Here is a 21,134-nt window from a genome sequence, read left to right as displayed (position 1 = left end):
CCGAAGCAATCCACGACTGCCAGCCCGAAACGCCGACAGGCTTCAACCGGGCTGGATGGTAGCCTAGGCCGCATACCTGATTTTCAACGCGGATGTCAGAGAGCCTTCAACTGGTAGCGATCATTGATCTGGCGGAGAAATTCGCGAGTCATTGCGGATCCTCCTGATCTCTTTTTCAAAAACACACGTAAGTCGGATCCCATCCCCACGATAGATGGATCGTTTATAATTTTTCTGCCATCCACCTTGATTGAGAAATTTACCCCTGCTGAGCGGAACTCGTAAAAATTGACCCCGCCTCCTAACCTATGCTTACTGGGCATTTCCAGCGGCCATTTACGGCGATCCACTCCCTGCCAGTCCCACAAGATGACGCTGAAATCACCAGGATCTCCAACATCATCGGCAAGGATCAACTTCCGCAGCCGTTCTTCATGAACGCCGAGATCCACCTCGCCATAAAAAGGCTGGCTGCTGGCATGGGCTCTCCAAAGAACCGTCATACAGAAACGTCGGATCAAGTTGGCATTGAATTCTCCTGCGGGCAGGATCTGCAAGTTTCCACTGATGGGATAAGGTTTCCACGGTTTCTGGTCATATTCCTGGAGAAAGAAACGGGCAGCGTAATCGTCGCACGATTTGAATTCTTCTTCACCTTTCTGAGTGACAATTGTCGGATCGTAGATGCCTTTCGGACGCTTGTTCTCATGTAAGGCTTTGCCGTCATATATGAACTGCACACCTCCTTGTCGCACCTTGCCATTCTCGTCCTTGAGGCCATGAAATGCCTTGGGGACGATGTGAGCTTTCACACCGGGGCCAACGTCACCGGTCAGCTTGCACGAGATCACGTCTTTGGCCATTGAAGCATAATACTATGAGCTGCGGGGGTTGGCAATCCGGAGCCATTTTTCACCGCAATCAGGGAGCACGGTCTGTTTCAGCGGCCGCACTCCCGGGATCGGCCGGAATGATCCCGCGTCCGGAAGTTCCTTGACTCTTCGTGCCGCGGGCCGCTATGAAGAAATCCGTCTGACACGACGCACGGATAGCTCAGTTGGTAGAGCTCCTGATTTACATTCAGGCTGTCGGGGGTTCGAGTCCCTCTCCGTGTACCACGTTGGCTTCAACTGGCCGGCCTCACCATCCGAATCGTAGCTCGTGAAGGAAGAAGAGAAGCTGCTTACCATCAGGGACGTCGCCCAGTGGCTCCGAGTCCGGCCTGAACGGATCGACCTTTTCATCCGCGAAAATGGCTTCCCTGCCATCTACCTGCCATCGAAGAAGTATCGCGTGCTTCGCTTCAATCGCCGCAGCGTCGAAGCATGGTTGAAATCGAGGGAGGAATGGCTTCCTGAGTGAGAATTTGCTGAGCTAATTCGTTGAAAAAGCGTTTTTCTGTCGTCGCAGGGTTAAAATCCGCCCCGAAAAACGCCATAATACCTTGAGTCGCGGGGACTAGATCTCCGCGGCTCGTTTTGAACCTCGAATTCACGAGAAAATGGCACGACCAAACCATTATTCTCCGGCGATTCGGGGTGATCTTGTCGGCCTCCTCTACCATGAGGCCAAGCACAGGAGTATTCCCATGACCAAGCTCGTGGATCAGCTCCTTCGCAACGCCTTGGAAGCCGACGAGACCACCCGGATTCTCCGGGAACCACGAAAGGATTACCCTCAGCGGTAGTCAGAGCCAACAAACGCCCGTCCCCACGAACAGCCCGCCCTCACCGGCGGGCTTTTTCGTGTCTGGGCATCAACCAAAACAACCAACCAGAAACAAAAATATGGCTATCAAACTGATCGCAAATTACAGCAAACGCTTGGGTCTCCCCGGCTATTCGTCCCACCAGTTCAGCGTCTCCGTCGAGACCGAGCTGGTCACCACAGATAACGTCCCTCAGGAAGCGGAACGCATCTACCACCTCCTGCAATCCAATGTGGACGAGCAGATCCAGGCAACCGGATTCGTCCCGCCCCATGACTACGGCATGGAACCGGCTCAGACCAACGGCAACGGTGTCAACGGCCACTCGGCCAACGGCGACCGCTGGCAGTGCAGCGACAAGCAGAAGGATCTCATCCTGAAACTTGTCGACGAGCACAGCCTCGACCGCAACGAGGTTGACAATCTGTCCCGCCAACGATTCGGCAAGGGCGTCAAGCAGCTCAACAAGATGGAGGCCTCCGGTCTCATCGACGAGTTGCTCGAAACCCACGGTGGAAGCAATGCGACCCGCTCCAACGGGCGTCGCTCGGCCTACGCCGGCAACCGGAACGGAGGTGGACGATGATCGCCCCCGCGACGGCTCCAGTCATGCCGGCGGCCAAGGAGAAGCACTCCACCATGCCGACACACATCAGCCCGACAGCCGCCAAGAGCTACCTGGGTTGCTCACTCCGTTTCTACTTCGAGCGGGTCGCCTGCATTCCGAAGCCGACTTCCCCGGCATTGCATCTCGGCAAGGCGGTTCACGCCGCCCTGCAATCGTTCCATCTCGCCCGTTGGCGTGGTGGCGATGATTCAGCCGAGGCTGTCGCACAGGCATACGAGGAAGCCCTCGTCCGTCTGGAAAAGGAAGAAGGTCCGGCCAACTACGAAGACGATGCCAAGCGTGAGAAATCTCACGCTGACGGTCTCCGGATTCTGGCGGCCTACCTCGACTCCCCGGAGGCAATGAAGGAAAAGCCCCGGGGCGTGGAGGTAATGCTCACCGAAAAGATCGAGGGGCTTTCCGTCCCTCTGACCGGCGTCGTGGATCTGGTTCGCCAGAATCTCACGCCGGTTGACTTCAAGAGTGCCGCCTCACGTTCCGATCCCCAACAGGCTCTCTTCGATCACGAACTCCAGCTTGTGAGCTACCAGCTCCTGCTTGAGGAAGTGACCGGAGAAACTCCGCCCGCCCTCGATCTGGTGTTCCTGGTGAAAACCAAGACGCCGCAGGTCGTGAAAGTGAGCTCTCCACCGGCCGACCGGAAACGGAAGAGCCGGGTGATCCGCATGCTGGATACGGCTGTGGAGGGAATCGCCGAAGAGCGGTTCCACCCGCAGCCCGGCATGCAATGCTCGTGGTGTTCTTTCCGGAAGGAATGCACCGCATGGGGAGTTGCCCGATAGAGAACAAGCCAATCCAGAGAACCGCCCGCCCAGGTCACCCGACCACGGCGGGCGTTCTCGTTTCCACCACCAACAAAACTACAACCATAGCAAAAACATGAACATCAACACCATTGATCCCGACGCTCCGATACCCTTCGAGATCGTCGAACCAAGAGAACGGCCGGTCGCCGGAATGCTGCTCCATTGCGGGGCGGAACTCGTCAACCGGTCCACACTGAATGCCGTGCAAACTCCGCGTGGCACCAGCACCTGGTATCCGCTCTCCCACAGGGCTTTGCTGGATGAAGTCCAGACCCAGCTTGAAACCGCCGGTTTCCAGATCGGCCGTGAAAGCCACGCCCTCTCCCACGAGGGTCGACGCTACTTCGGCGTGATGGAAGTCAAGCAACCCGGGCAGGCCGAAAAGGACTACGCTTGGGTTGTCGGATTGAGAAATTCGCACGACAAAACGTTTCCCGCGGGACTCGTGGCGGGCACCAGTGTTTTCACCTGTGACAACCTCGCCTTCAGCGGGGAGGTGAAAATCAGCCGCAAGCATACGCGATTTGCCTACCGTGATCTGCGTCAACTTACTGCACGTGCGGTAGGTCGTCTCGGCGAGCGTTTCCGCAGCCTCGACAAAAGGATCGACGCCTACCGGGATTGCCAGATCCCAGACTGGGCTGCCCATGACTTCGTCGTCCGTGCCATGGACTGCGGAGCCATCACCCCCAGCCAAGTCCTTGGCGTCGTCAATGAATGGCGTGAGCCGAGCCACCGCGAGTTTCGTCCCCGAAACCTGTGGAGCTTATTCAACGCATTCACCGAGGTCTACAAAGGCCAGAACCCAAGCCTCACCATGATCCGCAGCGAAGCCCTCCATGGGCTGTGCGACGGGGTCGTTGGATTGGCGAACTGAACCCAAATACCAAGAAAGGAAAACACACATCATGAAAACCATCATCACAATCGTGCTCACCATGTTGGCCGGGCTCACGCTCAACAGCTGCGACAGATCCGACGCCACCGAAACCTCCACGCCGCCAGGTCGCGATCCGATCACGGTGCTTGAGGAAAAGGTGGAGGTGGAGCGTCAGCTCCGTGCGGAAGCGGAAGCTCTGGCCTCCGACGAAACAACCAGCAAGAACAACTGGCAGTTGGCCTCATTCGGCCTCGGCCTGTTTGCCGTGCTCGCGTTCTTCACAGGCACATCCATCGGAACAAGGGGTAGATATCATGCAGACCTCACATCCTGACCAAAACCCGGAATCCGGAATGCCAGATCCTGATCTGTCGACAACCGTCCGAAGCTCAAGCAGGCCGGTGTTCAAACTGGGTAGCCGGTTTTGGAATCCGAAGCCTGTTTCCAGACCGGTGATTCCCGCCGATCTGGAACAGCTCAGCTGGCCGGAGCGAAGTGCCGAAGTCGTGCGACATACGTTGCTCAGCATCGAATACTGGCTCAGCCAGGGAGGTTGGCTACGCGAGTGGCTCCGCCTGAACCTATGGACGGGGGCGGTGCTCATCGTATTGTCTCTGATCGTCGTCCCGTCTCTCACCGCCATCCTCGGAGGCATCCGCGACTGGACCGGACTTCTCGGTGCCACGATCGACAACATCAACGTGGCAGTCGCCACGCTTCCGCCCATCGTCCTGGCTCTCGCCACCGCATTCATGGCGGTGAAGCTGATCCAAAGGCACCGGGCAAACCGCCGGCCCCAACGCCGTCAGGAATACAACCCCTACGAGTGAGCCGACACAAAGAGCTCGTCCCGGCAGCAGCCGGGGCGGGCTTCTTTTTTAGCTATCAGCGAGATCGATCATGGAGGTTCCTCCCCAGCTGGCGTTGTCGCTCGAAGAGGAAAATTCGCCAGTTCCGCTCACTTTTCCGATGTTGGTGCAAATCATTTGGGCCATTTGGGCCACTGACTGTGCACTGCATGACACATCCAAAGGATTGCAATTCCTTACGCAGCAAAGCTTTAAGGCAAATTCGGCCGTATTTCTAGGGGTGGGCGATTTGTCCCATTTGATTTTGCAACATTTGGTTATTCGCACCGAAAATCGGGTGTTCGTCATGGGCATGGCTTTCGATGCCGAATCTGACCGCTTCTGGATCCGTCGATTTTCAGAACAATGAACGCCCCAACGGCCGCTTCGCACGGTGAGCAATTCGGTGCCCCGGATCCAGTATGGTTTTTATTTGACTGTCATTCGTCCGAAAACAGGTCGGACAAATCCACCTCAAGGGCGGCCGCGATCTTGATGACGTTGCGTAGCATCGGGCTGCGTTCACCACTCTCAATCTGAAGAATGCCAACGTGGCTCATACCTGCCTTCTCGGCGACCTTGTTCACGGACATACCGAGCCGTTCTCGCCGCTCGCGTAGCCGTCGCACCACGGCCTCGACGATTTGGTCCGCCTGTTCGTCCTTCACGCCCAACGTGTAGGTGACGGACGGTAATTTTGAGGTTGTAGCAGTTGCTACAACCTTAGATACTGCTAGGCGGCATGGACGGTATCCAACGAATCAAAGATGCCGTGGTTGACGGTGGCCCAACTATTCCGAATCCCATCACGGGCTCTCTCGGAATCGCTCGAACCGCATTTTTTATTCTGCTCGGTTGTTTCGCCAACACGACTGGCGTGTCCTTCGCGAGGGAGCCTGCGACCGCCGCCCATGTCATCGAACTCGGCCCAATGAAGGCCGTAGATTCCGACAAGTTCAACCGGGCGATGGAGACCGTCCAGAAGCTTGAACTCGAGGAGAGAAAGTTGGCATACAGCCAGCAGCTCAAGGAACTCAAGGAACAGCAACACCGGCAAGTTTTCTTCAGGGTCAATCAGTCCTTGGGGTGGGGCCAGTATCTGGTTCGGTTTGCTGTCGAAAGTCAGTTCACAGGTCCGAGTCCTACTTTCCACCTGACACTGCTTGATGATCGTCTTCAGGAGGGAGGCATTGCTGATGGCGAGGTAATCGGTGTCGTTGTCGAGCAAGGAGGGGTCTATCAGTTCGAGAACACGCATGGTGTCCAACGCTCCGTGAGGAAATTGCGTGAAGTGAAGCCAGCGAAGGATACCCCTAAACCGACACCACCCCAACAGCCAACCAAAGAGCAGGTCGAGAGCCTTCTTCGGGACGGCAAGCACTACGTGCTAACCAAGAAACAGCGGCAGGCTTGCCCGAAATGCGAAGGCTCGAAACTGATTGCCGGAATCAAGTGCCCGACCTGCGACGGCAAGGGGCGGGCATTCGTCACAGCCCGCTTCAAACTGGTTTGGGGGAAAGATCCAAATCCGCCGATCCCGACTCCGGGCGTTCCCGATCAAGGCCCAGAATCCGACCATTCGGAGATCGGAAAGATGTTTCAGATCCGGGAACACGATTGGGCGAATGGCGACGGGGCCGCCAAACTCATGCCGGCCGAAAATGGAGTGGCTTGTATCTCGTCAATCTCCGGCAGGTTCGGAGGTGGGGTGGAAGGCGTCGAGGTAAGCGTGGGGGCGGACGGCAACTGGCACTTCATCGGAAAATCCAAGCAATGGTTGCGTGCGAAGGTGATGACGGTCGAGCCAACCGGAAAAAATCTGTTCGGACCGGTGCGAACCGTCGCTTGGAAGGGCAAGGGACCCGCGATTCGCCTTGTCGAGAGCAAAAAGGGTTTCGCTTACCTGTCAGCGGTTTCTGGCGAATTCCTTGCAGGAGAAACCTATGTCCGTGTCTGGCTAGACCCTGACGGCTGGTGGTACCTTCAAGGTGACGGACCTGCCACCGGAGCCGCAACCGTGGTGGAATGGGTAGCTGGCCTGACACCGCCCGAAGTGATCACCTACTCGTGGACCAAGGGAGACGGACCCGTGCGAATGATTCATCAGGACGATGGCTTTTGTTTTCTGTCCATGATGGCAGGCGGTTTCAATGGTGGCGGTGAGCGGTTACACGTTTACATCGACGATGACGGGTTCTGGAAACTCGCCGGACATACGGGACGGACACTGACTCGCGGTAGTGCCGTAGCTCTCAGGTTTTCAGGAAATACTAAAGCTCCCGTGTCTGATTTATTTGGTGCTGAGAACGAGAAAAACTGGGAGACTAAGGGAGGGACTTGGGAGTTCCACCCAGATCAGCTGATTGGTTACGGCAATGGTGGAATCACGCTCAGTCTCAACCGCAAACCTCCATTGTCCATCGATTTTGAAATCAATGTGTTAAGTGGTTTGAGACCACGTGTCCAAGTAGCTGGTACGACTCTCGGCAACGAAGGCAGCAAACGGACCCTTGCTCTTTATCCGAGGAAGGGTGTCGAGCGGATCACCGAGAAAGGAAATGAATACACGTCGGCGACGCCGATGAAAATTTCACTGAAGGTTCGTGAAGATGGGGTTGAATACTATCGCGATGGAGAGCTGTGGGAAAAGCGGGACTACAAGATCGACTCGATTCCTTCGATTCGTTTCAGCTGTGGGGACAGTTGGTCGGCAGGCACCATCAGTATTCGGGGACTCAGCGTGAACTAGCCCGTGATTCTCAAGCGGGACTCTTCCCTCCAGCTGGCGTTGTCAGCTCAAAAGAAAAACTCCCCAGTTCCGCTCAAATTTTTGATTTTGACGTCATTCACGTGGGACAGTTGGGCCACCGGCTGTGCACTCTATGACACATCCAAAGGATTAGAATTCCTTACAGAGCATAGCTTTGACGGCAAACCCGGCAGTATTTTTGGGGGTGGGCGATCTGTCCCACGTGGTTTTGCAACATTTGGTTATTTGCACCAAAAATCGGGTATTCATCATAGGACTCCAAATTTACGGGTGATAACCAGCTGAGTTGTTCCCAGAAAGAGCGTCCTCGACTCCTGCCTTTCGTGCCCAGTCGGCTTTTGGGGAAAGGTTGGGAAAAACATCTGCCTGGAGGTGGGCGGGACTCGAATTATTGGTATTATAGTACAGTAGCAGTCGTGCGGCGGTTTCACGATCGGGCAAGAACTTGGAATTCCCGATTCTCTCTACCGACCGCAAATTTCCGCTGAATCGCAGAGAGACCCGTTTCAAGCGGGTTGGAGCTATGTATACTCGCTATGTATACAGGCGGTGGCAAAATCGGGTCGCAAGGAGCCATTTGGGGCAAATCGGCTCTTTTGAAGTCGATCCGGGTTCAGATGCCAGGTATTCTCTAAAGCTAAGGAATAGAACGAGTTACGCAATTCTCTTCAATCCGCAACGTCCCACGAACGAGCTGTCGTATCACGGTGTAAACGGGTTGCTCTACCGCTGAGCTACTCGTGCAACGTATTGGTTTCCAATGACTTGCGGAGTTATGTGAGATGATTGAAAGATGCTTGGATACTCGGAGTTTCCTTATGGAACAAAGTGAGTGTAATTCAGGCAAGCTGATCCGGGTGGCAAGTGCCTGTGCCAGCTCGCATCTGCAGGGATGTGTTACGCCGTCATCCGATACGATGGCAAGATCTTTCGCCGCAGTCTTGCTATGCCCTGCCGGGCGGCTGGACGGTGGCGGGCTTCAACTGGTGATAGACGGCGGCCGCTTGCGCGCGCGAGTGGACGTGGAGCTTCTCGTAGATGCGGCGGCGGTAGGTGTCCACGGTGTTGTCGCTGATCCCGAGTTCGCTGGAGATTTCCTTGTACAGGTAACCTTGGGCAAGCAGGTTGAGAACCTGCTCCTCGCGTTTCGAGAGCTGGTTGAGCTCGTTTTCCTCCGCGGACGGATTGGTTTTCCGGAAACACTGTACGACCTTCCGGGCGATCCCGCTGCTCATCGGGGAGCCCCCCTGGTGCACTTCGCGCAGGGAATCCAGCAATTGCTGGCGGGGTGTCTGCTTGAGAAGGTAACCCGTGGCGCCCGCTTCCAGCGTCCTGAAAATCCGGTTGGAATCCTCATAGACGGTGATCATCACGAACTGGATTTTCGGAAGCTGCAGCTTGAGGGAGCGGACGCACTCGACACCGTTGAGGCCGGGCAGGTTGATGTCCATGAGGACGATATCGGGGTTGTCACCGGGGATGCCTCTTTGTGCCTCCAGCCCGTCGCCGTATTGGCTGACCAAGGTGAACCCATCCGCCTCCCCGATCCATCCGGTATAGATGGATCTCAGGGAGGGATCGTCTTCGACGACGGAAACTCGGATCGGTTGGGCGAGGGTGCTCATCTGCGGGACTGTATGTTACTTCCGTGTGGAGTGCTTGTCACGAATACCCGTGACACGCCGTTTCTCAAGGCGTGCCTCTGAAAGGGATGCTGAACTCCACGAGCGTCCCATTTGCGGAACTGCTGACGGTGCAACTTCCCCCGATCTCATTCATCCGGCCGGTCATGTTTTGGAGGCCGCTCCCGGCGTTCTGCCGGGCGGGTTCTGCCGGGGAGTTCGCGTCAATGCCGCCGCCGTTGTCCGCGACCTTTAGGCAAAAGACGCCGTCGGCTATCGAGATGGAAATCCGAACCTCGCTGGCGTTGGAGTATTTGACTGCATTGTTGAGCGCTTCCTTGAAAGCCAGGAAGAGATTGTGCCGGAGTTGGGACGAGAGGCTGTATTCCGGCAGATCCATGGGCATGTCCAGGCGGCAACGGATGCCCGCGATGCTGAGTAGATCCTGGGCGTAGGCGCTCACGTAGCTGGCCAGGTCGTCGAATGTGTCGTGCTCCGGACTGATCGCCCAAACAACCTCGTCCATGGAACGCATGAGGTGGCGGGTGGTGGTCTGGATCTGGTCGAGCACCGGATCGCGTTCTTCTCCGCCGGATGGCTGGCTGAGCAGGCTGATCCGGGTGAGGCTTGCGCCGAGGTCATCATGGATGTCGCGCGCGATGCGGCTTCGCTCTTCCTCAAGCGCACTCCTTGCGGCCATGCGCTGGAGTTGGTCGCGATGCCTGCGCCTCAGGGTCAGAAATACGAGTCCCGCGGAGGCGATGACCGTCAGCACGCCGCCGCCGATCCTGAACCACAAGGTTTCCCAGAAAAACGGATGGACGACGATTTCGAGTGTTCTCGCGCCATGGTTCCAGATCCCTTCGCTGTTGCACGCTATGAGCTGGAACTCATACCTGCCGGCAGCAAGGCGCGTGAAGCTTGTGAAATTCCTGCTGTCGGGCTTTTGCCAGTCCGTGTCCAGCGGCTTGAGCCGGTAACGCACCTCGACATTCTCGGGTGAACCCAGGCCGAGGGCCGCGTAGCTGATTGTCACACGGTCATGGCCGGGCGGCACCTCGATCCGTGGATGCGGCCGGCTCAGGTCGCTCAGTTTCCCGCCCGGATCCGGCGGAAGCATGGAGCGCGACCGATAGATCGCCCTGACCTCGCCATCGATCGTCACCTGCTCCATGACCAGAGGGGGTGGGAGCGCCGCCTCGTGCAGTCTCTCCGGATGAACGACCAGCAGGCCGATATTGGTCGTGAAATAAAGGCCGCCATCGGGGCCCCGGCATGATGCCGGGCCATAGTTATGGGTCGCCCGGAATCCCGGCAGGCCTTCGTTCCGTCCGAACGCCCGACTCCTCGGCTCCAGCGAATCCGCATCAGGGCTTTCGGGGAGGGCGTCGAAAGACACCGTGAAAAGGCCACGGTTCGCGGCGATCCAGAGGGTTCCCGACCCATCGTCCTCGATCTGCGAGATATAGTCATCGAAGAGCCCGTCCTTTGTGGTGTATCTCCGATAAATCCCGTCCTTCAGGCATCCGAGCCCGTCGCCTGAAAACCCGATCCAGAGGGATCCGTCGGCCGTCGTGTGGAGCGTCCGGATCGACGGTGTGGCCTCCACGGCGTCCTCGTTCACAAGCCTGTCCCCTTCCACCCGCAGAAGCCGCCCATCCGCAGTCCCCACCCAGACCGTGCCGTCCGCACCTTCCGCCATGGCACGGATGGCCATGATCGTCCCCGGGTGCGAGAGCTTGGTGATCTTACCATCCCGGAAACGGTTGAGCTGGTTGGGGCTGTCGGTGGCGATCCATACGTCCCCGTTTTTCGCAGGCAGGATCGACCGCACGAATATTCCAGCGAGTCCGTCGCGTTTGCCGAAATGGGTCAGCTTCCCGTCATCGAGCTGTTTGAGGCCTCCGGTCCGGGTTCCGATCCAGATCCGGCCCTTGGGATCGGCGGCCACGCAGTTGTAGCCATTCGCATCGTCACCGCTTTCGAAAAATTGCCATTGCCCGGACTCCTTGTAGGCAAGGCCACCTGCGGGGCTTACCACCCAGATCCGCCCGGAATTGTCGAAGGCGACCGAGCGGACGGAGGCGAATGGGAGTCCCTTGTCCTTTTCGAGCAACTCCACCGTGCGGGCCGTGATCAGGTTCAGTCCGCCGCCATTGGTGCCAGCCCAGATGTTGCCGTCCCGGTCCTGGGTCAGGCAGTCCACCCATCCGATGGATGTGGGCACGATTTCCAACAGGCCGTCCTTGAAACGGAAGAGCCCGAGGCCGTCGGAGCCGATCCATGTGGCGCCGTCACTATCCTCGAAAAGGACGGTGACATCGGTGGCCTTGGGAAGTGAGGCAACAGTCCGGATCTTGTCTCCGTCGTCGAGCCGCATCAGCTCCAGGCCTGCGGCGAGCCAAAGCCCCTGGTCACGGGCTGCAGCGATCCTGAGCGATGCCTCCCCGAAATCGCGGACGAGCTCAAAACCTTTGTCGCTCAGTCGTCCGAGCTTGCCGCCGCATGCGAACCAGACCTGCCCGCCGGCATCGCAAGCCAGGTTCGGGTTGCTCCCATGGGGTATGCCGTTTCCTTCCCCAAAAAGTTTGATCTGGTCCGAACTGACCTGAAAAATCCCTGAGGTGTGGGCAACCCAGAGGCTGCCTTCCGCATCATCGGCCATGCTTGTCACCGCCTTGTTCGGAAGCCCTTCCTCCTGCGTGAAGGCATGGAACGAGTCCTTGCCTATACGGATCAGGGATCCCTTTTCCATGCCAATCCACAGCTGCCCGGCCCGGTCGAGGAACATGGCATGGACTTCACTGCTGGAGGGATTCGGGATGTTGCGCAGTGGCAGGGGGCTGAATTCGTTTCCGTCGAAACGGAGTATCCCCCCATTTGTCGCCACCCAGAGGAAGCCATCGGGAGTTTGGGCGATGCCGTTGACGCTGTTGTCCGGAAGTCCGTCCTCGGTCTGCCATGCCCTGTGGAGCCACCCCGACGACTCACCCCCGGCCCTGAGGCCGGTGATCGTCAGCAAAGCGACAAGAACGAATGACAGGTGCGACGGCATTAGGGTTAGTCCACGCTAGGCTTACCGTTCGATTGGGGCAAAAGTAAAAGCATGGGGAATCCGGTGCCTAGGGATGACGACGGCGATACCACTCTTTCAGGAACGCGACATCCTCGCCTGTGAGTTGGGAAATAGGGATTTCCATAATTTTCCCTCCGACGATGCAGATGAGGTTTCCGCTTTGCACATCGAGAAGCTCCGCCTCCACCGCCTCACCCTCGCGGCTCGTCAGTTTCCGGGTCTCGCGGGCGGACAACAGGAAATCGGTGACGTGCAGGGGAGCGGGGATTCCGTCGATCGGCGCGCGGTTTCCGTAGTCGAGGATGGTCTTGGGCAGTTCCTGATGGAGAACGGATAGGATTTCCTCGCTTTGCCAGCGGGACTGGTCGATCTGCCCATCGCCTCCGGTGCCCGGGCTGCCGGATTTGTGGATCAGGGACCAGGACCAGGCCGAAAGGTTCGCGTTCGGCACCCCCTTGAGGATTCGCAGATCTTTTCCGGCGGTGTGGACGACGAACAGGTTGCGCTGGCCATCGCCGACCAGCTCAGGCCGGGATCCCGAAAAAGGAAGCGACTCGACATGCCACTTGCCCGCCGCGTCCCGCCAATGGTGGTGGTAACCCCTGCCGCCGCTGCCCCCCTCCCGCTCGTGGTTCAGGATCACATGGATGCTCCCATCCGGATAGGCATACTGGGTGTTCTGGCTTGTAAGGCTCCGTCCGGGAGGGATCGGATGCACGACCAGCCCGGGGGAATCGATGTTGATGAATGACTTGCCGGTGACCGCGATCCGCGTGCCGTCGGAGTTGTTCCAGGTGAGGCCGTCGTCATCGCTGTAGGCGTAGCAGAGGTCGTGCTGGTTGGTGGCGCTGGTTTTCTCAAACCTGTCCCGCCACACCCATGAGACATGCAGGCGCCTGCCCGCGTAGCCGATGCCATTGATGTAGGCGTAGCGGTACCGGCTGGTTTTCCCGTTGAATTTGTAATTGCCGATCTGCCGGTCGATGAACTTGCCGCGGTTGTTCATCCATTCGCTCTTTTTCCCGTCATACACGCGGATGAAGCTGTCGCCGTTTCCCGAGGTGACGAATCGGTGGTAGAACATGAGATTGCCATCGGGCATGCGGACAAAACGGGGGTAGGTCACCTCGGTGACCGGCCCGATGCCGTCGAGAACGTTGGTGATGGGTCCGAACAGCTCGGCGGTCCATGGGGTGGATTCCGGTTTGTCCGCCGCCCCGATCTTCGACCTCCGGTAATGGAGGTCGGAAACATGGTGATCCCATGTCAGGTGGATCGTGCCATCGTTTTCGCAGATCCCGAGAACCGCGACATTGTGGGTGTCGTTGTTCGTGATCCTGTAGTCGCTGAAACGGATGATCTCCCATTCACCAGCCGGCAGTTTGCGCCGCCCCACACAGACGCGGCGCGCGTGGTCATAGTAGATGGCATACTGGTATCCGCGGTAGGTGCTCAGGGGAAACTGCTGGTGGGTGATCCCGTTCGGGAAGTTGCCGAACTTGGTCTTCTCGCCGTCGGCGAATGTGAGGGCTTTTGTGTCGAGTGTCGTCTGCTGAAGCACCTTGAGCTCATCGGCCTTCAAAGTTGGGAGGATCAGATGAAGTATGGCGCATGGCCAAAAAGTCCTGAGCCGGTTTACGGAGAAGATTTTCGGGAAATTCGCCCTGGATTTTGGAACTGAGAGGTGACTGATCATAGGTCGTCTAATTCGAAGCCCTCACCCGGATGAAAAAGGACGGGGCGGTGAGAGGCTTGGATCCGGACAGGGTGACGGCCACCACCTGGATCTCCCCGATGTCTCCCGTGGCTTGCAGGGCGGCGGAGTCGTGCTCCCATCCGGAGAGGTTTTCCGAGACCCAGACCTGATAGTCCGTGATGCCGGTGAGCGCGGGGTTCCTCCGCGTGTAGGTGAAGGTTCCGTCCGACTGGGAGAGCCCGATGGTAACCGGGTTCACCGAGCTGCAGTCCGAGGGATCGAGGCCGAAGAGATACTCGAACCATGTGCTCAGCCCGTCGTGATCCGGATCTCCGCCCGAGGTGAGGTCAGCGCCCGGTGCGAAGGGGAATGAGCCGAGCCACGAATCGAAATCCTGCGGTGTCACCGCCGTGTAGTTGATCCGCGGGCCGTTGGTTCCGGTCGCGTCCGCGGAAGTGACGAAGTGCCGTTCCAGGCCGGGGACCGGAGCGGTCGTGCTCAGCCGGAGGAAGACGTATTTCCCGATTCCGTTTCCCCCATCATACTGCGCGTTCAGATAGGAGGCGAGGGCGGTGCTGGCGTTGGAGGTCTTCAAACCCGTCCCTGTGCCGGCGTTGAGGATGTTGCCTTGGATCAGCGTAGCATCGGTGGGATCCGGGGTTGCGGATTCCCCATAGTAGTCTGTGCCGTAAACATCCGCCGTGATCCTTTTTCCAAGACCGTAGAGATCGACTCCCGGGGGCGCGGTGCTGACGGTTTCCACATTGAAGCCAAGGGTTGCGGAGAGGAAGGGGGACGCCACGATCCCGAGATTGGGGAGCTCGAAAACGAAGTGGGTGGAGCGGTTGTATGAAGGGTTGGATCCCGATCTGCCCGGAACGAGATTGGCCGCAGCCAGGTTCACAATCGTTTTATCCTCGCGCACATCCGCATCGCCGGGAAGTCCATGCATCACGCCGGAGCTTGTGTCGCCTCCGCCGCCGCTTTTTGCCAGATATACGATCCAATCCGAGGTGGTCGCGGAGGGTGCTGTCCCGAGCGACACCGTGGCTCCGCCCGTGACCGCGGCGACCGAACCTTGTTGGAGCGTCCCGCCGTTGCGCGGGTCAAACCAACGGACAGAGAAATCGCCGGGAGCCGCGCTGAGATCGAGGGTGTGGTTCCCACCGCTGTAAAGCTGCACGACATAGGCTTCGCCCGCCTTGGCGAGGCAGCGGTTCGCATTGTTCCCGGACCCGCTGACGAGGGTGTTCGCGTTCGCCATGTCCTGGAAGGGGACGCCGTTGTCGCGGAAGAAACCGAGCATGTGGCGGCAGTAATCCCAGAAGCCATCGCGTGAGCGGTAGTCCTGGCAGGTGAGGTCGGAGTTTGCGTGGCCGTATCCGAAATAGAATTCCACCCCGGCGCCCCCGGCCATCACATGCCCCCATAGGGCGTTCTTCCGGCCATCGGTCCAGCTGTTGCCCTCGTCGCCCACCGGGCGAAGGGCGTGCTGGGCATCGCCGGGCTCATCGCAGGCGACGACCCATGGGACGCCGCTGTTGGCGGAGTTCCGGACCCAGGTGAGCGTGTCGGGGAAAACGTTCGAGAAATCCGCCTGGTCGGTTTGGAGCGACAGGCCGGTGAGTTTCGATGCCGTTCCGAGCAGGGGGGTGTAAACCGTGGTTTTCTGCGCGGGGAAGGTATGGAGGACGATGTTGTGGCGGTAGGGATCGTTGTCGTAAAACCATTGTGCAAAGTCCTTTTCCTGGGCGGTTGTGTTGGTGTTTTCCTCGCCGAGATTCCAGTTCAAGGCGAGGTGGTGGCCGAAGCGCGCCAGCAGCTCGCGGTAATACAGCTTCCGCTCGCGCGCCAAGGCCCCGCCGTCCATTTTCTGGTCGTTCTCCGTTTCCTGGGTCTTGAAATGGAGATACATGCCCATCCGGCCGGCGTATTCGAAGATGCGCTCCCACTGCGCCATCTTGGATACGTCGAAGCGGTCGTGATAGACGCCGTTGGCATTCTCCCAACGGGCGTTGTCCGCGACGTTCTGATAGGCCGTGGCCGTGGATTTCATCAGGTGGGGAAACACATTGTCGTCGTCGCCATCGAGGCTGAAGGTGAGGAATGAGAACGCGTTCAGCCCCTTGTCCGAGAGGTAGCGCACCGCACCCAGCAGCTCGCTGCCCTTTCCTCCCTGCCAGGTGAATTGCGCTGCCGATGCCACATCGTAGTCCGCCGCGTGCGGGCTCCAGGACTTGCGGCGGCCGCCGACGTTCGGTGTGTCATCGAAGTCGTCGTAGGCGAGGAAATTTTCCGGCGCGTCGGAGCCCGCCTTGAGGAAATACTCGCCGGTCTCGGCGAAGCGCAGGTGGTGCTTGCCGACATATTCCAGCAAGCCCTTGCCACGAAGGTCGCGGCCGGTCTTGTCGGTCGCCGCGATCTGGATGGTTCCGCTGCCGCCGTCGAAGAAGCCCGCCGATGAACCCGCCGCGGCCACGGTGCTCACCGCGATGTCGGTGCCGGTGCGGAACGAGACGGAGTATGTCCATTCCCCGGTTTCATCCGGGGCGAAGTGGGCGCGCCAGACGTTGCCGGATTGGGCGGAGGTTTCGGCCGCGTTTCCATCCGCCGCAAAATATCCCGGCACGGTGCGGGTCTTGCCGGTCGCCGGGTGGGAGAAAGTCACGTTGAGGCGGTAGTCGCTGAACGGGTTCGCCGCCGCCGTTTCGCTGCTGGACGGGCCGGCCCAGGAAAAGGTGAGCTTGTGCCACTTTTTCAACTCACCGGTGACCGTTGCGCCGGTGCCGCCGCCATTGTCCACCACGTTGAAATTGATGGCGAGCGGGGTGCCTGCCGTGCCGGTGGCTCCGGCTCCGGTGAAGGGCGTGGCGGTCAGGGTGTGCGCGCCGAGGGTGGGAGTCCATGGGTTGTAGTCGCCGTTCGTATCGCCGCCGAGGGCGTAGGGGGCGGTGGTCTCGGTCTTGTAGGTCGCATTCCCGTCGTAGGCGAAGCGCACCGAACCTACGGTGGTCGGGGAGGTGTCGGCGCGGACGTTGAGATTCACGGTGGGGAGCAGGCTCAGGTCGAGCGTGTCGCCATCGCTCAGGGCGCCGATGGGCTGGTCCGTGTCGGCGTTGATCAGCGTGAAACCGGTCACCGACTGGGCGGCGCTTGTGGGATCGTTGAGAAGCATGCTCTTGATCTCGACGGGTGTGGAAAGCCTGTTCCCGCCATTGGAAGCTCCTGTGATCCACCAGTAGAGCATCCCTGCATCGGAGCAGTCGTATTTATTCGTTTGGAAAGCTACAACCCCATCGGCTTCCGCATACTTCAGCTGATCCAGGATCCATACGATGGCCGGATTGCTATGGCCTTCGGCCCAGTCCCACAGCCCGCTGCTGATCGCGACCTGCAGGTTCACATTCTGATCGCCGATCTGGTGCTCGATCACCCCGAAATCAAGCACCTGCTGCCACGTGAAGAAATCGCCGCTGTTGTCGTTGGCCGGGTGGTGGGACACCACGTTGACGTATTGGCGCTTGGACGCAGTCGCCGCCTGCAGCGCGTAGGCGATGATATCCGGTTCGCCCGCCTCGATGATCCACAAGGGATCGCTTGCGGTGGAGGCGTTGATGGCGTCCCGGAGATTGTTCACCGCCGCGGCCTGATCGGTACGGCAGTTGTAGTAGGCCGCGAGGTTGGGAAACGGGCCGAAGTATCCGACCCCCTCGCCGCAGATCGCATGCAGCTTGTTCTGGCGGCGCAGCTCGTCCGCGGCGGAGATATTGCTCGCCTTGACCAGGTCGCACGAGTGGGAGAAATGAACCAATCTGTCCTGCAGTCCGGTTGCGCCGAGAAGTCCGAAAACCACGGCATTGGCTCCGATATCATCCGGATCGGGCGAATTTCCGTCCGAGACATAAGCCAGTCGCCCGGCGGGAGGCTGAACCAGCGAAGCGACTGATGTGGAAAGTGTCAGCGTGGTCCACCGCCCCCGCGCCCAGGCGAAACCTCCGGTCTCGGGAACAAGCCCATTGGAGTGGGTGTTCGATTCCACCGCAATTGTCGCCCCACTTGGGATGGTGATATTGCTGAAAACGTGCTCTTGCGGGGCGTAGTCCGTGCCGGTCGTGTTATTTTGCGCAGTGCCGACGACCGTGCCGTTGACCAGGAAGCGGTACGTGCACTCGCCGTCCAGCTCGCGCAGTGCGGTGATCCTCACATCGTATGTTCCCGAGGCTCCATCGAATGTCCGTTGGGCTCTGGCGTATTTGTCGCGGTTGGCAACCACGGAGGCATCGATGGCAAGTGCGTTGCGCGTGTTGTCCTTGTAGTAAGGCACCGTCCCGCCCGTGATGTTCGGGAAATCCGCAGTCGCCTGGTAGGCCAGGTTTCCGCTGATCGTGCCCGACTCCGGTGTGCTCAGGTTCTGCGCGGTGGCCGCAGAGGTCGAGGTGTGACGGAAGACGATGCGGTTGATCCGGAAAAACTTGGAACGTCCGGAAACGACCAGCTTGTAAGTCTGCCCGGCCTTGAAATCATATGCGGCGACCCGCTTGTTGGTGCTCCCGCCGGGATCAAGGTTGCCCGCGCCTCCGGACGAGTTCTGGCCGTTCTCCCATTTCCACGCATTGGTCGCGCCGCCGAAATACTTCGTATTACTCTGCAGCAGCGCGAGCGAAGCGTTGTTGCCGTGGCTGGTGTAGGGCCCCGGGCCGGCGTTGTAGTCGCCCTCGACACGGACGTAGCAGTCGTTCGCCACATCGGTCCGCCCGTCATGGGTTTCCTTCGCGCAGTGGAGGTGGAGGTAATAGAGACCCGCCGTGTTGATCTTGAAGGTGTATTCAAGCGGCGATGTCGCCGGACCTGTCTCGTAGGTGTTTCCGAGGAACTGGAGATATCCGGTTCCGGAGTGGCCGGAAAGGGAAGTCTGCTTCTGCCACAGTCCGAGCGCGGAGGGAGTGTTCTCCGTTTCCATCACGACGAGCCCGCCGCTTTCCTGATAGGTTTGGGAGAATGAGAGGGAGGCGGTGGCAAGGATTGCGAGGGAGATGCGTTTCATGGGTTGGGTTTGGCTTATCGGGATTGTTGGGGGGAGTCAGGAAAATGGGATCGATCCCCCTGAGATGGGTTTCATTGGATTAAACGAATTCGAGGGCGAAAAGGGCACAGGGAAGTTTGTCCCTTGTTTTCGTGACACGGACGCAATCGAGTTCTCACCGCTCTTTGGGTGGCGCGTGAGGGATCAGTTCGCTTTGGCTCCGAGCGTGAAGTGATAAAGTCCGGAGCCCGCCTTCATTTGCAGCCATTGCCGGCGGCCTTCCTTGATGAGGCGTGTCGCCGTATTGACTGCGAGACCGCCTTCGCGGAGCTGCCTGCCGTCCTGATAGGGAAAGGAGAGGGTGGCGCTGGAATTTGAGGGGATATCGATTGTCCACCCGAAGGTCTCCGGGCTGCTTTTCCAGTTGCTGCCGCTCGTGCCATAGGGCGATTGCATGCTTGTTTTCGCCCACTGGAGCTCGGGGGTCAGGTTGGGTTTCAGGTTGAAGTGCTTGTAGCCGGGCTGCTCGAAGGTCGGTTGGATGAGTTGCGGTAGACCTCCTTGTCCCACTCGAACTGCCGCTCGGGCCAAGTTGAAAGTCCCTGGCTCAGGATGTAGGCGGTGCCGGGGAAGGTGGTGTCTGTGAGCATGCGGTATGCGAGGTCTTCCTGATCGTTTTCCGCGAGGACCGTGTAGAAATGGCGCAGGAAATGGATGCCGCAGGAGCGCTCATTCATCGACGGTTTCAGAGGCTTTGGTCAATTCTCGGCGGTCATCGTCCGACAGATCGGCAAGCGGATAGGCGATCCACTTTCCCCCGACCAGGAACCGGATGACATCGCTGCCTGGTTGATAGCGCGCCTCGGCACGGATGTCCCCGCCACTGCGGTTCTTCCAGACGCGGGATGGAATGGGGACACCGGGCACCGGCGCGGGTTCGGGAGGCTTTTCCTCGGCAGCGGCTTGCTCCGCGAGCCCCGCATCCGGATCCCTCGGATTGATTGCGGCTCCGGTGACGAGGATCATGGCGTCGTGCCTCACTTCCTTTGCTCCGAGATACATTCCCCAGCGGAAGCCGGTTTGGCCCTTGGGCCGGCTATAGCTGCCTTCTCCTTCCTTTTTGCCGTTGAAATAGACCTCGTAGTCGTATCCGTTCTCCCGGATCCGTATGTGGAACGGCTTGCCGGTCATCCTCCGCGCCATGACCTTGTCTTCGCCGCGCCGGTGGTTGAGGCTCACGTCGCCATCATCGTTCATGTTGATCATGACCGACCAATCGTTGATGGGGTTCTTTGCCTGGAAGATCGCACAGCGGTGGGGTTTTATGATCGTGTAGGTGGCGACCCATTCCTGCCAGCCGTCGCCCTTCTTCCAGTTGAACTCGCTGAAGGCCTCGATCCGGGCGGCGAGTTCGCGCGAGTTGCGGACGTTTTCCTCGCCCTTGAAGAGCCGGAAAACCTGGGTGTTTCCATCCTCCTGATACCACCTCGACCACTTTGGGAAATCATTCCGGCGGATCGCGCTGCTGCCGAGGGTGTGGATCAGGATGTCGCGGATCAGTGGGCGGCGGGCATTCGGCCCGTCACGCAGGAGATCATCGTTCACCTTGATGCGGGAACCCTCGAATCCATTGGCCGAGTTCCTGCCGCGCGGCAGCTTGCCGCTTTTCATCACCTCCTCGAAGGTCGGGTCGCTTCCCCGCTGGTTGTAAAAGTCCTCCGCTCCGCCAGGGGCATCGATTGACAGCGCGAGAATGCAGGAAGGCAGCGCGATTCTCCTGATACCTAGGAGAACCCTACCACCGAGATTGATTGGAGCGCCAGTCATGGATTGGGGATTGAGAAGTGATAAGGTCCGGATCCCACACGATGTCGCATCCGCTCGTCGGGTCGGGTGGGCTTGAGTTGCCAGCTCAGGCGTGGCTTCACGATGTCGAGTTGGACGGGATTGGCGAGTTGTTCCGCCTTTAGGTCACCGACGCCTACGTTCCCTGCGGATGCGGGTCCGGCTGCGATGAAAGGGAAGGCTGCCGCAACGGGGAGGAGGTGGTTTGGTGTGAACTTCATATCAGAGGGAT

Annotated in this window: 19 protein-coding genes and 1 tRNA gene; 10 read left to right on the top strand and 10 right to left on the bottom strand. The window is 59.0% G+C overall.

Translation table 11 applies throughout. The annotated features are described in order from the left end of the window. Positions 1–95: 95 nt before the first annotated feature. The gene (locus HZ994_11585) at positions 96–863 is read right to left on the bottom strand and encodes a hypothetical protein (protein QTN32936.1); all 768 of its coding nucleotides are present in this window, start codon (positions 861–863) and stop codon (positions 96–98) included. Between the two features lie 179 nt (positions 864–1,042). Here HZ994_11585 and HZ994_11580 point away from each other — a divergent pair. The 9 genes from HZ994_11580 (at position 1,043) to HZ994_11540 (ending at position 5,240) form a co-directional block, all read left to right on the top strand. Continuing rightward, positions 1,043–1,118: transfer RNA gene (locus HZ994_11580), tRNA-Val, on the top strand. Between the two features lie 43 nt (positions 1,119–1,161). Beyond that, the gene (locus tag HZ994_11575; GenBank protein QTN32935.1) at positions 1,162–1,362 is read left to right on the top strand and encodes a helix-turn-helix domain-containing protein; all 201 of its coding nucleotides are present in this window, start codon (positions 1,162–1,164) and stop codon (positions 1,360–1,362) included. 139 nt (positions 1,363–1,501) lie between these two features. Next, positions 1,502–1,687 (top strand): hypothetical protein, encoded by a 186-nt coding sequence (locus tag HZ994_11570; protein QTN32934.1) that lies wholly within the window; start codon positions 1,502–1,504, stop codon positions 1,685–1,687. 100 nt (positions 1,688–1,787) lie between these two features. After that, the gene (locus tag HZ994_11565; GenBank protein ID QTN32933.1) at positions 1,788–2,294 is read left to right on the top strand and encodes a hypothetical protein; all 507 of its coding nucleotides are present in this window, start codon (positions 1,788–1,790) and stop codon (positions 2,292–2,294) included. A gap of 53 nt (positions 2,295–2,347) precedes the next feature. Continuing rightward, positions 2,348–3,118 carry a PD-(D/E)XK nuclease family protein gene (locus tag HZ994_11560; GenBank protein ID QTN32932.1) on the top strand — a complete coding sequence of 257 codons (771 nt, stop codon included), beginning with the start codon at positions 2,348–2,350 and terminating at the stop codon, positions 3,116–3,118. Positions 3,119–3,293: 175 nt separating this feature from the next. After that, on the top strand, positions 3,294–4,019 hold the full coding sequence (locus HZ994_11555; protein QTN34383.1) for a DUF932 domain-containing protein: 726 nt from the start codon (positions 3,294–3,296) through the stop codon (positions 4,017–4,019). Between the two features lie 31 nt (positions 4,020–4,050). Next, positions 4,051–4,356, top strand: coding sequence for a hypothetical protein (locus HZ994_11550; GenBank protein QTN32931.1), 306 nt, complete (start codon positions 4,051–4,053; stop codon positions 4,354–4,356). A gap of 118 nt (positions 4,357–4,474) precedes the next feature. Further along, on the top strand, positions 4,475–4,852 hold the full coding sequence (locus HZ994_11545; protein QTN32930.1) for a hypothetical protein: 378 nt from the start codon (positions 4,475–4,477) through the stop codon (positions 4,850–4,852). A 70-nt stretch (positions 4,853–4,922) separates the two neighbouring features. Then, on the top strand, positions 4,923–5,240 hold the full coding sequence (locus HZ994_11540; GenBank protein QTN32929.1) for a hypothetical protein: 318 nt from the start codon (positions 4,923–4,925) through the stop codon (positions 5,238–5,240). 70 nt (positions 5,241–5,310) lie between these two features. Here HZ994_11540 and HZ994_11535 read toward each other — a convergent pair whose 3' ends face one another. Further along, entirely contained in the window at positions 5,311–5,463 is a 153-nt protein-coding gene (locus HZ994_11535) for a helix-turn-helix transcriptional regulator (GenBank protein ID QTN34382.1), read from the bottom strand. 149 nt (positions 5,464–5,612) lie between these two features. Between HZ994_11535 and HZ994_11530 the strand changes: the two genes are divergently transcribed. Further along, the gene (locus HZ994_11530; protein ID QTN32928.1) at positions 5,613–7,619 is read left to right on the top strand and encodes a hypothetical protein; all 2,007 of its coding nucleotides are present in this window, start codon (positions 5,613–5,615) and stop codon (positions 7,617–7,619) included. Positions 7,620–8,584: 965 nt separating this feature from the next. Here the strand turns inward: HZ994_11530 and HZ994_11525 are convergent. The 8 genes from HZ994_11525 to HZ994_11490 form a co-directional block, all read right to left on the bottom strand. Then, entirely contained in the window at positions 8,585–9,265 is a 681-nt protein-coding gene (locus HZ994_11525; protein QTN32927.1) for a response regulator transcription factor, read from the bottom strand. Between the two features lie 64 nt (positions 9,266–9,329). After that, on the bottom strand, positions 9,330–12,317 hold the full coding sequence (locus HZ994_11520) for an ATP-binding protein (GenBank protein ID QTN32926.1): 2,988 nt from the start codon (positions 12,315–12,317) through the stop codon (positions 9,330–9,332). Between the two features lie 67 nt (positions 12,318–12,384). Then, positions 12,385–13,920: a BNR-4 repeat-containing protein gene (locus tag HZ994_11515; GenBank protein ID QTN32925.1), complete on the bottom strand. Its 1,536-nt coding sequence runs from the start codon at positions 13,918–13,920 to the stop codon at positions 12,385–12,387. A gap of 121 nt (positions 13,921–14,041) precedes the next feature. Beyond that, positions 14,042–19,078, bottom strand: a complete 5,037-nt coding sequence (locus HZ994_11510; protein ID QTN32924.1) for a DUF5060 domain-containing protein — start codon at positions 19,076–19,078, stop codon at positions 14,042–14,044. Positions 19,079–19,261: 183 nt separating this feature from the next. Continuing rightward, on the bottom strand, positions 19,262–19,627 hold the full coding sequence (locus HZ994_11505) for a hypothetical protein (protein QTN32923.1): 366 nt from the start codon (positions 19,625–19,627) through the stop codon (positions 19,262–19,264). Then, positions 19,555–19,794 (bottom strand): hypothetical protein, encoded by a 240-nt coding sequence (locus HZ994_11500; protein ID QTN32922.1) that lies wholly within the window; start codon positions 19,792–19,794, stop codon positions 19,555–19,557. Before HZ994_11500 ends, HZ994_11505 begins: the two co-directional genes overlap by 73 nt. Further along, positions 19,787–20,884 carry a hypothetical protein gene (locus HZ994_11495; GenBank protein ID QTN32921.1) on the bottom strand — a complete coding sequence of 366 codons (1,098 nt, stop codon included), beginning with the start codon at positions 20,882–20,884 and terminating at the stop codon, positions 19,787–19,789. Before HZ994_11495 ends, HZ994_11500 begins: the two co-directional genes overlap by 8 nt. Further along, positions 20,881–21,123, bottom strand: a complete 243-nt coding sequence (locus HZ994_11490) for a hypothetical protein (protein ID QTN32920.1) — start codon at positions 21,121–21,123, stop codon at positions 20,881–20,883. Before HZ994_11490 ends, HZ994_11495 begins: the two co-directional genes overlap by 4 nt. Positions 21,124–21,134: the final 11 nt, after the last annotated feature.

The organism is Akkermansiaceae bacterium, from assembly GCA_017798145.1.
GTDB lineage: Bacteria > Verrucomicrobiota > Verrucomicrobiia > Verrucomicrobiales > Akkermansiaceae > Luteolibacter.
This window is presented reverse-complemented; position numbering and strand designations above follow the sequence as displayed.

What these genes read in the sequence shown, in the direction of transcription:
- HZ994_11525 (QTN32927.1), bottom strand. Translation starts at nt 9,265, where the DNA reads ATGAGCACCCTCGCCCAACCGATCCGAGTTTCCGTCGTCGAAGACGAT.
- HZ994_11495 (QTN32921.1), bottom strand. Translation starts at nt 20,884, where the DNA reads ATGACTGGCGCTCCAATCAATCTCGGTGGTAGGGTTCTCCTAGGTATC.
- HZ994_11565 (QTN32933.1), top strand. Translation starts at nt 1,788, where the DNA reads ATGGCTATCAAACTGATCGCAAATTACAGCAAACGCTTGGGTCTCCCC.
- HZ994_11570 (QTN32934.1), top strand. Translation starts at nt 1,502, where the DNA reads ATGGCACGACCAAACCATTATTCTCCGGCGATTCGGGGTGATCTTGTC.
- HZ994_11560 (QTN32932.1), top strand. Translation starts at nt 2,348, where the DNA reads ATGCCGACACACATCAGCCCGACAGCCGCCAAGAGCTACCTGGGTTGC.
- HZ994_11530 (QTN32928.1), top strand. Translation starts at nt 5,613, where the DNA reads ATGGACGGTATCCAACGAATCAAAGATGCCGTGGTTGACGGTGGCCCA.
- HZ994_11585 (QTN32936.1), bottom strand. Translation starts at nt 863, where the DNA reads ATGGCCAAAGACGTGATCTCGTGCAAGCTGACCGGTGACGTTGGCCCC.
- HZ994_11520 (QTN32926.1), bottom strand. Translation starts at nt 12,317, where the DNA reads ATGCCGTCGCACCTGTCATTCGTTCTTGTCGCTTTGCTGACGATCACC.
- HZ994_11490 (QTN32920.1), bottom strand. Translation starts at nt 21,123, where the DNA reads ATGAAGTTCACACCAAACCACCTCCTCCCCGTTGCGGCAGCCTTCCCT.
- HZ994_11535 (QTN34382.1), bottom strand. Translation starts at nt 5,463, where the DNA reads ATGTCCGTGAACAAGGTCGCCGAGAAGGCAGGTATGAGCCACGTTGGC.
- HZ994_11555 (QTN34383.1), top strand. Translation starts at nt 3,294, where the DNA reads ATGCTGCTCCATTGCGGGGCGGAACTCGTCAACCGGTCCACACTGAAT.
- HZ994_11550 (QTN32931.1), top strand. Translation starts at nt 4,051, where the DNA reads ATGAAAACCATCATCACAATCGTGCTCACCATGTTGGCCGGGCTCACG.
- HZ994_11500 (QTN32922.1), bottom strand. Translation starts at nt 19,794, where the DNA reads ATGAATGAGCGCTCCTGCGGCATCCATTTCCTGCGCCATTTCTACACG.
- HZ994_11540 (QTN32929.1), top strand. Translation starts at nt 4,923, where the DNA reads ATGGAGGTTCCTCCCCAGCTGGCGTTGTCGCTCGAAGAGGAAAATTCG.
- HZ994_11510 (QTN32924.1), bottom strand. Translation starts at nt 19,078, where the DNA reads ATGAAACGCATCTCCCTCGCAATCCTTGCCACCGCCTCCCTCTCATTC.